The sequence below is a fragment of the Cohnella sp. GCM10027633 genome, assembly GCF_042675445.1.
Lineage (GTDB): Bacteria > Bacillota > Bacilli > Paenibacillales > Paenibacillaceae > Cohnella.
In genome coordinates this window covers 1-583 of sequence record NZ_JBHTGV010000043.1, presented here as the reverse complement: position 1 = coordinate 583, position 583 = coordinate 1, and the positions used below count along the sequence as shown (strand labels likewise).

Below are 583 nucleotides of genomic sequence, written 5' to 3'. Positions count from 1 at the left end.
TAAAACAAGGTGAGTATTTATGTGGGAACATCCTTCAAATACAAAAGTTAAAAAACTAAAAGAGAAATATAAAGACTTATATCCTAATGTAGAAATTTTGGTTAATCAATGGGATCCTATTGGTCTAATTGATGGTGGGGCTCCGAAAGATGAATACGATTGTATTTCAGTACAGTTAATTGAATTTCTAATTCAAGGGAAGAAGAACAATGAGATATATGAGTTTATCGTCCATGAGCTTGATGATCATTTTGGAATGGGCATAGATTCAATAGCAGAAGAATATAAAGAGAAATTTATACAAAGGCATACTAAGTTCAGTGAACAAATTACTAACTGGTACGAACAGTATAAACAAGAACAATGAGAGTAACTCGGTGAAGGGATAACTTCAGCTAACACCATATTCACGCATCGGGTCGACGTTGTCGCCCCTCGGTCCGGCAGAAGTCAGAAGTGGAATCGATGAAGCATTTCAGTATACGGGGATGCTGGATCTGCCGGACACATCCGCACCACCTAACCGCATCGCGGCCGCCCTTCGGGCTTAAGGTGGTGGGACGTCGTGAATACAATAACGTTA

1 protein-coding gene is annotated in these 583 nt (G+C 39.8%); it reads left to right on the top strand.

From position 1 onward, the window contains the following. Positions 1-19: 19 nt before the first annotated feature. The gene (locus ACFQZG_RS27590; protein WP_378157962.1) at positions 20-367 is read left to right on the top strand and encodes a hypothetical protein; all 348 of its coding nucleotides are present in this window, start codon (positions 20-22) and stop codon (positions 365-367) included. Positions 368-583 lie beyond the last annotated feature (216 nt).

Coding starts and splice junctions, on each gene's coding strand:
- ACFQZG_RS27590 (WP_378157962.1), top strand. CDS start 20: ATGTGGGAACATCCTTCAAATACAAAAGTTAAAAAACTAAAAGAGAAA.